Source organism: Nocardia sp. NPDC057353 (assembly GCF_042667085.1).
Lineage (GTDB): Bacteria > Actinomycetota > Actinomycetes > Mycobacteriales > Mycobacteriaceae > Nocardia.
The window spans coordinates 1-13,701 of sequence record NZ_JBHVAK010000102.1 but is presented as its reverse complement, the minus strand read 5'-3'; the positions used below and the strand labels follow the sequence as shown (position 1 = coordinate 13,701).

The following is a 13,701-nucleotide window of genomic DNA, read 5'->3' as shown; positions in this document are numbered from 1 at the left end:
CAACACCGCATCCGACAGCGACACCACCCCCGCCACACACGCCGCCACCAACTCACCCACCGAATGCCCGAGCACGAAATCCGGCACCACACCGAACGACTCCAGCAACCGGACCAACCCGTACTGCACCGCGAACAACGCCAGCTGCACCTCATCGGTCCGCGCGAAATCCTCGGGCACCCGATCCCCGACGACCGCGTCGTAAGCCGCCGCGAACACCGGAAACGCCGCACGCAGCTCACGGCCCATCCCGACCCACTCCGACCCCTGACCGGAGAACACCATGGCGAGCTTCCCGTCCGGTCGCGCGACCCCGCCGCGCACCGCCGACAGCCCGGCCAGCACCTCGTCGCGATCCGCGCCGATCACCACGGCGCGGTGGGCCAGCCGCGCCCTGGTCTCCGCCAGGGTCGACGCCACATCGCGCAGCGGCACCTCCGGCGTGCCCGCCAACCAGTGCCCGAGCCGGTCGGCCGTGTCCCGCAGCCCCTGCGCCGACGCGCTGGACAGCACCAGCGGCAGCGCGGCAGCGCCTGCCGGGTCGCAGGCGTCCGGGTCGACGGGAGCTCGGTCGGGGGCCTGCTCCAGGACGACGTGCGCGTTGGTCCCGCTGATCCCGAACGACGAGACCCCGGCCCGGCGCACCCGGCCCGTCTCGGGCCACGGCACGGCCGCGGTCACCAGCGCGACGTGGCCCGAATCCCAGTCCACGTGCGGCGTCGGCTCGTCGACGTGCAGGGTCGCAGGCACCACCCCGTTGCGCATCGCCTCGACCATCTTGATCACGCCTGCGATGCCTGCCGCGGCCTGCGTGTGCCCGATGTTCGACTTCAGCGAGCCGAGCAGCAGCGGCCGGTCGGCGGCGCGGTCGCGGCCGTAGGTGGCGAGCAGCGCCTGCGCCTCGATCGGGTCGCCGAGCCTGGTTCCGGTGCCGTGCGCCTCCACCACGTCGACGTCGGCGGGGGTGAGCCCGGCGTTGGCCAGCGCCTGCCTGATCACCCGCTGCTGGGCGCGCCCGCTCGGCGCGCTCAGGCCGTTGGAGGCGCCGTCCTGATTCACCGCGGAGCCCGCCACCACCGCGAGCACCCGGTGCCCGTTGGCGCGCGCGTCGGAGAGCCGCTCCAGCAGCACGAGGCCTGCGCCCTCGCCCCACCCGGTCCCGTCCGCGGCGCCTGCGAACGACTTGCACCGGCCGTCCGCGGCCAGCCCGCCCTGCCGCGAGAACTCGAGCAGCAGCGCCGGGGTCGCCATGACGGTGACGCCGCCCGCCACCGCGAGCGCGCACTCCCGGTCGCGCAGCGAGCGCGCGGCGAGGTGCAGCGCGGTGAGCGAGGAGGAGCAGGCGGTGTCGACGGTCACCGCGGGGCCCTCCAGCCCGAAGGTGTAGGCGATCCGCCCGGACGCGACGCTGCTCAGCGTGCCGGTGAGCAGGTAGCCCGCGGCCTCGTCGGGCTGGTCGATGATGTCACCGGCGTAGTCGCGGCCGGAGAGCCCGACGAACACACCGGTCCGGCTCCCCCGCAACGAATCCGGCGCCACCCCCGCCCGCTCGAACAACTCCCACGACACCTCGAGCAACAGCCGCTGCTGCGGATCCATCGCCACCGCCTCCCGCGGCGACACCCCGAACAGCCCCGCGTCGAAATCCCCCGCGTCGTACAGGAACCCGCCCCGCGTGGTGCTGGCGGCACGCAGCAGCTCCCGGCTCCAGCCCCGGTCGGCGGGGTGCGGGCCGGTGACATCCGCGCCGCGCGCCACCAGGTCCCACAGCTCGCCGGGTGAGGTCACGCCACCCGGCAGCGCGCAGCTCATGCCGACGATCACGATCGGGTCGTCGTCCGCGGCGAGCTCCGGCTCCGGCTCCGGCTCGGTCGGCGCCGCGGCACCGGAGAGCTCCGCGAGGTGGGCGGCGAGCGCGACCGGGGTGGCGTAGTCGAAGACGACGGTGGCGGGCAGCGCGATCCCGGTCGCGGTCCGCAGCCGGTTGCGCAGCTCGACGGCGGTGAGCGAGTCCAGCCCGAGCTCGCCGAAGGTCAGCACGGGGTCGCCCACCGCGGCGCGGCCGAGCACCGCCGCGCACTCGGCGCGGACGAGCGGCAGGAACTGCCCGGTGGCGCCCGGCGCCCGCTGGGCGGGGCGTGGCGCGCGCCGCGGCGGCGCCGACCGCTCCGGCAGGGCGATCCTGCGCGCCCCGAGGTGGGCGAAGTGCCTGGTCCAGTCGATCGGCACCCCCTCGACCCAGGCGCGTGCCACCGCCGTGCGGAACCGGCGCATGCCGCCGTCGCCGCGGCGCAGCGTCCCGAGCGCGACGGCATCGACCCCGGCGTCGTCGAAGATGTCCTGCATGGCCGTCGCGAGCGCGGGCCGTGGGCTCGGCTCCACGAAGTACCGGTAGCCGTACTCCAGCATGCGGCGCACCGCCGGGTCGAAACGCACCGCGGCGCGCAGGTTCCTGCTCCAGTACTCCCCGGTCAGCTCCGTGGCGTCGTACAGGTCGCCGGTCACCGTCGAGCAGAACGGAACCCGCCCGGCACCGGGGCTGATCGCGGCCAGCTCGCGCAGCAGGGGTTCCCGCGCACCGCGCATCCGCGCGGTGTGCACCGCGACCCGGACCGGCACCACCTGCACGCGCACCCCGTCGCGTTCGAGCGCGGCCCGCACCGCCCCGACGGCCGCCGGATCGCCCGAGATCACCACGGCGCCGGGCCCGTTGAAGCCGACCACCTCGGCGCGGCCCCCCGCGGCCGCCAGGTAGGGGGCGACCCGCTCGGCGGAGAGGCCGGCATTGAGCATGGCGCCGGTGCCGTCGAGCGCGGCGACGGCGCGGCTGAAGTGGGTGATCGTGCGCGCGGTGTCGGGCAGCGAGAGCGCGCCCGCGGCGTACGCGGCGGGGAGTTCGCCGAGGCTGTACCCGAGCACCGCGCCCGGCTCGACCCCCGCGCTGCGCCACAGCTCGGTCAGCGCGGCGGAGACCGCGAGCGACACCGGCTCCAGCACATCCTGGCGGTCCATGGACGGCGCCTCAGGCGCACCGCGCAGGACGTCAAGGATCGACCACCCGGCGACCGCTGCCAGTGCCCGGTCGTGGGCGGTGATCTCGCGCTCGAAGACCGGGATGTCGAACAGCTCGTCCGCCATCCCCGGCCACTCGGCGCCGACGCCGGGGTAGACGAAGACCACCCCGCCCGCCTGCCGCCCGCGGCCGAGCAGCGCCTCAGGGCCGGGCTGCCCGCTCGCGATCCCGGCCAGCCCGCCGAGCAGTTCGTCCCGGTCGGCGGCGACCACCGCCGCGCGGAACTCGGCCGCGGGATCGGTGCCCGCCATGGTGGCGGCGAGGCCGGGCAGCGAGGTCTCCCGGTGCTCCGCCGCGAACCGGTGGACAGTCGCCGCCCACGCCGCCAGCGATTTCTCGTCGTTTCCGGACAGGACGAATACCAGAGGGTGCACAGAGGAATCCGGAACAGTATTCGTCATCGGTTCGATCGCTCCCGCCACGCATCCGTCGTTCCGACCGAACCTAGAATCAATTCCCCCTGCCCCGACACCCCTGCGCCACCCCTAGCCGAACACCGCGGCACGGTATGGGACGAGATCGCGGTTGACAATCCCGGAAACCGGTACGAATACTTGCCACGAATACCGACGGAACCGCGGAAGCACTCGCACACACGACGGAGATCGGCCCCCACAATGAATTCACAGAGTACCCTCGAAAGCAATGGATTCGTCCATGTGAAGCAATTTCTGGACCGCCGGGAAATCGATGGCCTGCTCCGTTTCGCGGAGTCGATCGGCCACGGCACCGGCGCGGGCTACTTCGGAAAACGGCTGGTCACCGCCATCGAGGACCCCGCGGGAATCGACCGCGCGGTACTGGACAGATTGGCCGACCTGCAGCGGGATCTGTTCGGCTGCGATATGGTGCCCGCGCACAGCGGGATCTTCTCGGTCGACCCGAATGACCCCGAGCACTCCACGAATTTCCCGTTCCACCAGGAGCACGGCTCCTTCTACGACTTCCGGGACCACTTCCACTACACGAATCTCTACCTGGTTCTGGACAAGGAGGATCCGGCCGACTCGAATGTCTCGGTGGTCCCTTTCTCGGCACTGCGGGAATCCGATCCGGAGCTGCACGAACTAGCGCTCGGCGCCGGGGCGGCGCGCTATACCGGAAATATCCGGCTGGACGACAGCACCGGGAGTTCCCACACCTTCCGCGCGGATATCGACGCGATCGCGCAGACGCCGGAGCTCGAGCCCGGCGATCTGCTGGTGCTGCGCGGCGACATCATCCACAAGACCCAGAACCAGAAGATCCGGCGCACCGCGATCTCCATCCGCGCGGTCGGCGCCGATGTGGTGTGCAGGCGCGAGAGGTTCGACGACTACTGCGGGATGAAGCTGGCCTACCAGCTCGGCGACCGCGCCTACTTCGGCGAGCGGGACTACATCTTCGAGTCGCTCGGCACCGACGAGCTCCCGGCCCGGCGGCTGCAGGAGGAGCGCGAGCGGCTGCGCCGGGCGGCGGGCACCGCGGCCGAGCCCCCGGCACTGGCCGGGCACATCGCCGCGTTCTCGGCCCGGCTGCGCGAACTGCAGTCCGGCGTCGGGCAGTGATACCGACGCTTTCCTGCCGCCGGTAATTCAGCGGCCACAGATCCCCGGCACTACCCCCGACCCCCTTCGACCGGAAGAGCAGCGCACATGACCGACAATATCGGCCGACTCATTTCCTTCGAGATCGGCAGCAAGAACCTGAAGGCGACCCAGGAATTCTACGAGAAGACCTTCGGCTGGACCTTCACCGAGGGGCTGGACGGCCCGGGCAGGCCGTACGGCTTCGCCAACACGCCCGAGGGCAGCGCGATGCCCTTCGGCACCGCGTGGGACACCCACCTGACCCCGGACGGCACCGACATCCCGGACGAGTACATCGCGATCATCATCCAGGTCGAGGACCTGAAGGAATCCTGCAGGCTGATCGAGGAGGCAGGCGGTCGGATCACCGTCCCGCCGACGACGAACGAGGACCGCACCGCGGACGTGGCGCACTTCCGCGACCCGCGCGGCGTGCTGGTCGGGCTGTTCTCGCTGAACATGTCGCCCGATTCGGCGCCCAATCCGAACCCCATCCCGGACGAGCTGCTTCCCACGAAGCCGCTGCCGGACTTCCTGCTCGCACAGCGCGAGGACTGACCCCGCGGCCGAAGGCGCCTTTCCCGATCCGGGAGAGGCGCCTTCGGCGTTCCGGCGGAATTACTCCGGGGTCGCGGCGGTCACTCGGCGCACCCATTCCTCGACGGCCTTCGCCGTCTCCGTCGAGTACTCCTCGGTCATGCTGAAATGATCACCGGGAACCCGGACGAGGTCGTGCCGGAGCGTCCACACGGCCTCGGCGCCGCTCTCGGCGTCCGCCTCCGACGCGGCGACGAACAGGGTGGGGCAACTCACCTCGCGGCGTTCCCACTCGGCGAGCAGCCGGTAATACCCGGCCATCGCGGTCAGCCGCACGTCGTCCATCCGGCCGACCTTGCTCTCCTGTACCTGGAGCTGATACAGCACCCCGGACTGGACCCGCACCGACTCGGCGCTCCCGATCTCGAAGGAGTCGAGCAGCACCAGTGCCTCGGCCGGGAACCCCCGCTTCTCCAACTCGCCCTGGACGGCGTGCGCGATCGAGCCGCCGGAGGAGCGCCCCATGAGCGCGAACCGCCTGCCGTCCGCGACCCGGAGCACCGCGTCCGCCAGGATGCCGATCAGGAAGTCCCAGCCGGCGGGCAGCAGCTCGCCGGGGAGGAAGCCGGGCAGCGGCAGCACCCACAGGTCGCGCACGCCCCGGAAATCCTTGGCCATCCTGGAGAACTCGTGCGGCCCGGAGAGCGGGCTGGTGGCCGGTATGCCGATCAGCACCACCGGCTCCGGCCCCGCTGCGAGCCGCAGCGGCTCGCGTGTCATGGTGCTGGCGTCGGGCGAGTCGAAGGTCGGGCGCAGCCGGGCCGCCGCCATCGCCATCTCGTTGGCCTCGACGTACCGCTTGGCGGCGCAGGCGTCGCGGTAGAGCGTGGCGATGCCGATCGTCGGGGCCGCCGGGCCCGGCGCGCCCACGCCTGCCAGCACCGACTCCAGGTGCTCGGCGAGCAGCGCCGTGGAGGGGTGGTCGAACACCACCGAGGCGGGCAGGTCGAGCCCGGTCGTCCGGCGCAGCCGGTTGCGCAGCTCGATCGCGGTGAGCGAGTCGAAGCCGAGTTCGAGGAAGGGCCGGTCCTGGTCGATCACCTCGTCCCGGTCGTGGCCGAGCACCGCGGCCACCAGCTCGCGCACCGTCGCGCGGAGCAGCTCCCCGCGCTCGGGCCCGTCGAGTTCGGCCAGCCGCGTCCGCCACTCGTCGTTCCGCTGCCCGTCCTCCGGCTCCGCATCGGCTTCCGTCCGGCGGACCCCGGGGATCTCGCTGATCAGTGGGCTCGGCCTGGTGATGGTGAAGGTCTGCGCGAAGCGCGGCCAGTCGATGTCGGCGATGGTCACCACGGTGTCCCCGGCGCCCACCGCGGCGCCCACCGTCGCCGCGGCGACCTCCGGCGGCATGTGCCTGAGCCCGCGCGGCGCGAGCCGCTCCTCGGCGGCGCCCTCCGCCATGCCGCCGCCGCCCCACATGCCCCATGCGATCGAGGTGGCCGGGCGGCCCGCCGCCCGCCTGCGCAGGGCGAGGCCGTCCAGGTAGGCGTTGCCGAGCGCGTAGCAGGCATTGCCCGCGCTGCCCCAGGCCGCCGCACCGGAGGAGAACAGCACGAAGGCATCCAGCTCGGCGTCGCGGGTGAGCAGGTCGAGATGGCGCGCGCCCGCCACCTTGGCCGCGTTCACGGTCGCGATCTGCTCGACCGTGGTGTCGGCCAGCAGGCCGTAGCCTCCGATACCCGCGGTGTGCACGACGGCGCGCAGCGGGAACTCGGGGGGGATCGCCGCGAGCGCCCCCGCCAGCTCGGCCGCGTTCGTCACATCGCAGGCGCGCAGGGTGACCGCGGCACCGGTCTCGCGCAGCTCGGCCACGAGCGCCTGCGCCGACTCCGCCCGCTCGCCGGACCGGCTGAGCAGCAGGAGGTGCCCGGCGCCCGCGGCCGCCGCCCAGCGCGCCACGTGCCCGCCGAGCGCGCCGGTGCCACCGGTGATCAGCACGGTGCCGCGCGGCGTCCAGCCGGGCCCGTCCGGTGCCAGCGGCGCCAGCCTGCGGCCGACGGCCCGCTGCCCGCGCACCGCCACCTGGTCCTCACCGTGCCCGCCCGCGAGCACATCGGCCGCGACGGCGGCGGCCTCCGCGTCGACGACCTCGGGTAGGTCGAGCACGCCGCCCCAGCTCCGCGGCTGCTCCAGCGCCGCGACCCTGGCCAACCCCCAGAGCTGCGCCTGGGCCTCGACCGGCTCGGCGTCGCCCGCGCCCACGGTGACGGCGCCGCGGGTGAGCACCCAGCGCGGCGCCGCCACGTCGAGGTCGGCGAGCGCCTGGATCAGCGCCAGGTTCGCCGAGACCGCCGCGGCGACGTCGGGGTGGTCCCGATCCGCGGCCGCGGTGAACGCGAGCAGCGAGAGCACCGCGGAGACCGGGCCGCAGCCGGCGAGCGCGGCGCCGATCCGCGCCGCCAGCGCCGCCCGGTCGGCACCGGGTGCCACGGACACGACGACGGGGTTGCGCTCGGCCAGCGCGGCGAGCAACTCGCTCGCGGCGCCCGCCGGATCGGGCACGTCCCAGCGCACCACCAGCGGGCGGCCCGCGGCCGCGGCGGGCGCGGGCTCGAACAAGCGCCACTGCTCGACGTGCCGCCAGGAATCCCCGAGCGCCTTCCGGCGCGCCCGGTGCCGCCACCGCGACAGCGCGGTCACGATCTCCCCCGCGTCCGCGCCGGGCTCCGCCTCGACCAGCTCGGCCAGCGATGCCAGGTCGCCGGTCTCCACCAGCTGCCAGAATTCGGCGTCCACCGGGTCGGCGGCGGGCGGCGTCGCGGGCGCGCCGGAGCCCTCCGGCTCCAGCCAGTACCGCTTGCGCTGGAACGCGTACGGCGGCAGGTCGATCCGCGCGCCCGCGGGCCCGCCCGCGAGCAGCACCCGGTCGACGTGGGCGCCGAGCGCCCACGCCTGCGCGACCGACCGGCGCAGCCGCTGCTCCCCGCCGTCACCGCGCCGGATGGTATCGAGGACGACGGCGTCGTCGCCGCTCGCGTCCAGCGTCTCCTCGATCGCGGGCAGCAGCACCGGATGCGGGCTGACCTCGATGAACATCCGGTGGCCCGCCGCGGCGATGCCGAGCACCGCGGGCTGGAAGCGGACCGGGCGGCGCAGGTTCGCCACCCAGTACGCCGCGTCCAGCTCCGGCCCGGCGAGCGGCTCCCCGTGCACCGTCGACCAGATCGGCACCCGGCCGCGCCGCGGGCGCAGCCCGACCAGTAGCTCGCCGAGCTCGGTCGTGACGCCGTCGACCTGCGCCGAGTGCGACCCATAGCCGAAATCGAGGGGGCGAACCCGCACCCCGGACCGCTCGCACTCGGCCGTGACCAGCCGCAGCTGCTCGTCCGGCCCGGCCAGCACCGTCGAGGTGGGGCTGTTGATCGCGGCGACCGAGACCGCCCCGCCGCAGGGCGCCGCCAGCTCGGCCGCCCGCTCCGCGGAGACTCCGAGCAGCGCCATCGACCAGCCCCGGCCTGCCAGCCCGTTCGAGCTCACCCGGCTGCGCGCCACCACCACCCGCGCGGCATCCGCCAGCGTCAGCGCGCCCGCCACGCAGGCCGCGGCGACCTCGCCGAGGGAGTGGCCGACGACGGCATCGGGGCGGACGCCGAACGACTCCCAGCCGGCCGCGAGCGCGACCAGCACCGCGAAGTGCAGCGGCTGCGAGACATCGGCCCGGTCCATCGGCACGGCCGCGGCACCGGAGATCGCGTCGAGCAGGGACCAGCCGGTCGCCGGGTCGAGCACGGCGGCGCACTCGCGCAGCCGCTCGGCGAAGGCCGGGCAGGTCGCCAGCAGCTCACGGCCGGCCTCGGCCGAGCGCTGCCCGCCCTGCCCGGGGAAGACGAAGACGACCGAGCGGTCGGCGGCGCTGCCCTCGACCACGCCCGCGCCGTCGGTTCCGGCGGCCAGCGCGGCGAGGCCTGCCAGGAACTCGTCCCGCCCGGCGGCGACGACGGCGCCGCGGCACTCCAGCTCCGCCCGCGCGGTCGCCAGTTCGGCGGCGATGTCGCCGAGCGCCGCGGTCGGCGACGCGGCGAGGAACTCCCGCAGCCTGCCCGCCTGCGCGCGCAGCCCGGCGGGGGTGCGCGCGGCGAGCAGCCAGGCGCGGGCCGTGTCCTCCGGCTGCGCGACCGGCACCGCCGCCGGGTCGTCCGGGGCCTGCTCCAGGATCAGGTGCGCGTTCGTGCCGCTGATCCCGAACGACGAGATGCCCGCGCGCCTGCGCCGGTCCACCTCCGGCCACGGCTGCTCGGCGGTGAGCAGCGCGACCGCACCCGCGCTCCAGTCCACCTCCGGCGTCGGCTCGTCGACGTGCAGGGTGCGCGGCAGCACGCCGCGGCGCAGCGCCTCCACCATCTTGATCACCCCGGCGATCCCGGCGGCCGCCATGGTGTGCCCGATGTTCGACTTGATCGAGCCGAGCCACAGCGGGCGGTCCGCGGGCCGGTCCGCGCCGTAGGTGGCCAGCAGTGCCTGCGCCTCGATCGGATCGCCGAGCACGGTGCCGGTGCCGTGCGCCTCGACCGCGTCGACGTCGGCGGGCGTCAGCCCGGCGTCGGCCAGCGCCTGCCGGATCACTCGCTGCTGGGACGGGCCGTTCGGCGCCGAGAAGCCGTTCGAGGCGCCGTCCTGGTTCAGCGCGCTGGAGCGGATCACCGCGAGCACCCGGTGGCCGCGGCGGCGCGCCTCCGAGAGCCGCTCGACCAGGACCAGCCCGACGCCCTCGCCCCAGCCGATGCCGTTCGCCGACGCCGCGAACGCCCGGCACCGCGCGCCGACCGAGAGCCCGCCGGTCCTGGCGAACTCGCTGAAAGCGCTCGGCGTCGACATCACCGCGACTCCGCCCGCGAGCGCCAGCGAGCACTCGCCCCCGCGCACCGCCTTGGCCGCGAGGTGCAGCGCCACCAGCGACGACGAGCAGGCGGTGTCGACGGTGATCGCGGGCCCCTCCAGCCCGAGCTCGTAGGAGATCCGCCCGGAGAGCGCGCTCGCCGAGCTGCCGGTCAGCAGGTACCCCTCGGTAGCGGCGCCGCCGAAGACCGCCTTCACGGCATGGTCCTGCGGCGTCCCGCCGACGAAGACCCCGGTGTCGCTGCCCCGCACCGAGCGCGGGTCGATGCCCGCGCGCTCGAAGAGCTCCCACGCGGCCTCGAGCAGCACGCGCTGCTGCGGATCCATCGCGGTCGCCTCGCGCGGCGAGATCCCGAACAGCCCCGCGTCGAAGTCGGTGACCCCGCGCACGAAGCCGCCGTCCCTGGTGGCCCCGCCGTCCCCGGCGTCCCAGCCGCGGTCGTCCGGCGCCGCCGAGATGGCGTCGGTGCCCGCGCTCAGCAGCGCCCACAGCTCCTCCGCCGACTCGACGCCGCCGGGAAAGCGGCAGGCCATGGCGACGATCGCCACCGGCTCCTCGGCCGAGGAGCGCGCGGCAGGCGCCGCCGCGCCCGCGCCGCCGAGCGCCGCGTCGCGCAGGAAGGCACCGACATCGGCCACCGTCGGGTAGTCGAAGACCAGCGTGCTCGGCAGGACGAGGCCGGTCCTTCCGGTGAGCCGGTTGCGCAGCTCGATGGCGGTCAGTGAATCGAAGCCCTGCTCGGAGAAGGCGACCGCGGTGTCCAGCGCCTCCGGCCCCTCGTGGCCGAGCACGGCGGCGGCCTCGGCCCGCACCACGGCGGTCAGGTACCGCCCCTGCTCGGTCGCGGTCATCCCGCCGAGCTCGCGGGCCAGCGCCGCGGTGGTTTCGGGGCGCGGCGCCGCCGCACCGAGCGCCCGCACCGCGGGCAGCTCCGCGATCAGCGGGCTCGGCCGCGCGATGGTGAAGGTCTCGGCGAAGCGCGCCCAGTCCATGTCGGCAATGGTCACCGTGGTGTCGCCGTGCCCGACGGCGGCCGCCAGTGCCCGCACCGCCACCGCGGGATCCATCTCGCCGACCCCGCGGCGCAGCAGCATGTCCCGCGAGCCGCGCTGGGTCATGCCGCCGCCTGCCCACGCCCCCCAGGCGATCGAGGTGGCGGGCAGCCCGCGCGCGGCGCGCAGCACGGCCAGCCCGTCCAGGTGGGCGTTGCCCGCGGCGTAGGCCGCGTTCCCGGCGCTGCCCCATGCGGCCGCGCCGGAGGAGAAGAGCACGAAGGCGGCGAGCGGCAGCCCGGCGGTCAGCGCGTCGAGGTGCACGGCGCCGAGCACCTTGGCGGCGTTCGACGCGGCGACCGTCGCGGGGGTGCAGTCGTCGAACGGCTCGAACCCGGCCACGCCCGCGGTGTGCACGACCGCGGTGAGCGGGAACTCGGCCGGGACGGCGCCGAGCACCGCGGCGAGCGCGCCGCGATCGGTCACGTCACAGGCCGAGATCGTCACCGCGGCGCCGGCCGCGCGCAGCTCGGCGGCGAGCTCGCCCGCGCCCGCCGCGGCGCCGCCCGCGCGGCTCACCAGCAGCAGGTGCGCCGCGCCGTTCGCGGCCGCCCAGCGCGCCACCTGCCCGCCGAGCGCGCCGGTACCGCCGGTGACGAGCACCGTGCCGGTCGGCCGCCACGGCGCCGCGGCCGCCGCACCGGGGTCGGGGACCAGCCTGCGCCCGTACACCCCATCCGGCCGCACCGTGACCTGGTCCTCGTCGGTCCCCGCCGCGAGCAGGGCGGCGAGCCGCTCGGCGACCCGGGCATCCGGCGCGGCGGGAAGGTCGACCAGCCCGCCCCAGCGGCCCGGGTACTCCAGCGCGGCGACCCGCCCGAGCCCCCACACCTGGGTCTGCCACGGGCTCGTCGTCGCCGCGCCGACCGCCCCGCTCGTCACACACCACAGCCGGGCGCCGATGCCTGCGTCGCCGAGCGCCTGCGTCAGCGCGATCGTCGCGGCGACGCCCGCGGAGAGCTCAGGGCGCTCCGGATCGATCCGATCGTCGATGGCGAGGGTGGAGACCACCCCCGCGAGCGAATCCGGCGCGACCCCGCATTCCCGCAGCCGGGCGGCCATCCCCGCCCGGTCGAGCCCGGCGAGCTCGACCGGGACGACGGTGCCACCGGCCGCCGCGAGCGCGGCCCCCACGATCTCGGTGTGCGCGTTCTGCAACCCTGCCAGCAGCCAGTTCCCGGCCGGGCGGCCCGCGGGCAGCTCCAGCCGCCGCCACTCCTCGCGAAACCGCCACGCCTCCGCCGTCGCGGCGGCGCGCTGCCGCTGCCGCCAGCCGGTCAGCCCCGGAAGCAGCGGGCGGACCAGGGCGGCATCGGTCTCCCAGTCCGCCGCGATGGCGTCGGCGTCGCCGTCGTCCACCGCGCGCCAGAACGCGGACCCGCCCGGCTCCGCGCCGGTTCCCCGCGGTGCGGCGGCATCCAGCCAGTAGCGCTTCCGCTGGAAGGCGTAAGTGGGCAGCGGGACCGCCGCGCGCGGCCCCGCTCCGAAGGCGGGGCCCCAGTCGACCGCGAGGCCGTGCGCCCAGCCCTGCCCGACGGATTCGAGCACCCGCCGCAGTCCGCCGGAGCCGCGGCGCAGCGTTCCCACCGCCACCGCGTCGGCCGCGGCGACCTCCGCCGTGCGCTCGACGGCCGGGGTCAGCACCGGGTGCGAGCTGACCTCCAGGAAGAACCGGTACCGCTCGGCGAGCAGCGTCCGCAGCACCGGGAGCAGGCGGACCGGCCTGCGCAGGTTCTCGATCCAGTACTCCGCGTCCAGCTCGGGGCCGGTCACCGGCGCCGCGCGCACGGTGGAGTGCATCGGTACCCGGCCGGGTACCGGGGCGATGCCTGCCAGCGCCTGCCGCAGCTCTGCCGCGACCGCGTCCACCTGGGCCGAGTGCGAGGCGTAGTCCACCTCGACCCGGCGGGAGCGGATGCCGCGCGCCGCGCACTCGGCCAGCACCGCCTCCAGCTCGGGCACGGCACCGGCGAGCACCGTGGACTCGGGGCCGTTCAGCGCCGCGATCGACACCGCGGCCCCGAACCGCTCCGCGAGCCCGCGCGCCTCCGGCTCCGGGAGCTCCACCGAGACCATCGCGCCGCGGCCGGCGAGCCCGGCCGCGATCACCCTGCTCCTGGCCACGACGATCAGTGCGGCGTCGGGCAGCGTCAGCGCGCCTGCGACGCAGGCCGCGGCGATCTCGCCCTGCGAGTGCCCGACCACGACATCCGGCCGCACGCCGAACGACTCCCATACCGCCGCCAGCGACACCATCACCGCGAACGAGAGCGGCTGCACCACGTCGACCGTCGCCGCGCAGGCGTCGTCCGCGACGGCGGCCAGCAGCGACCAGCCGGTCAGCGGGTCGAGCGCCGCGGCGCACTCGGCCATCCGCCCGGCGAAGACCTCGCTCTCCGCGAGCAGCTCCCGGCCCATGCCCGCCCACTGGGCGCCCTGGCCGGGGAAGACGAAGGCGACCCGGCCCGGCCTGGCGGTGCCGCCGACCCCGGCCACCGGATCACCCAGCGCGGCCGCGGCGGTGCGCAGCTCGGCGATGTCGGCGGCGGTGGCCATCGCCCCTGTCTCTTATACACA

At 75.1% G+C, this 13,701-nt stretch carries 4 protein-coding genes; 2 read left to right on the top strand and 2 right to left on the bottom strand.

Going from position 1 to position 13,701, the window contains the following annotated elements:
* Window positions 1–3,447, bottom strand: a 3,447-nt coding sequence (locus tag ACFUUZ_RS30505; protein WP_378702298.1) for an acyltransferase domain-containing protein, incomplete at its 3' end; no start/stop codon positions are given.
* Window positions 3,448–3,690: 243 nt separating this feature from the next.
* Between ACFUUZ_RS30505 and ACFUUZ_RS30500 the strand changes: the two genes are divergently transcribed.
* Both ACFUUZ_RS30500 and ACFUUZ_RS30495 read left to right on the top strand, forming a co-directional pair.
* Window positions 3,691–4,620 carry a phytanoyl-CoA dioxygenase family protein gene (locus ACFUUZ_RS30500; protein ID WP_378702296.1) on the top strand — a complete coding sequence of 310 codons (930 nt, stop codon included), beginning with the start codon at window positions 3,691–3,693 and terminating at the stop codon, window positions 4,618–4,620.
* An 87-nt stretch (window positions 4,621–4,707) separates the two neighbouring features.
* Complete coding sequence (locus tag ACFUUZ_RS30495) at window positions 4,708–5,199, top strand: VOC family protein (protein ID WP_378702295.1); 492 nt, start codon at window positions 4,708–4,710, stop codon at window positions 5,197–5,199.
* A gap of 60 nt (window positions 5,200–5,259) precedes the next feature.
* Here the strand turns inward: ACFUUZ_RS30495 and ACFUUZ_RS30490 are convergent, their stop codons facing one another.
* Complete coding sequence (locus ACFUUZ_RS30490) at window positions 5,260–13,680, bottom strand: type I polyketide synthase (protein ID WP_378702293.1); 8,421 nt, start codon at window positions 13,678–13,680, stop codon at window positions 5,260–5,262.
* Window positions 13,681–13,701 lie beyond the last annotated feature (21 nt).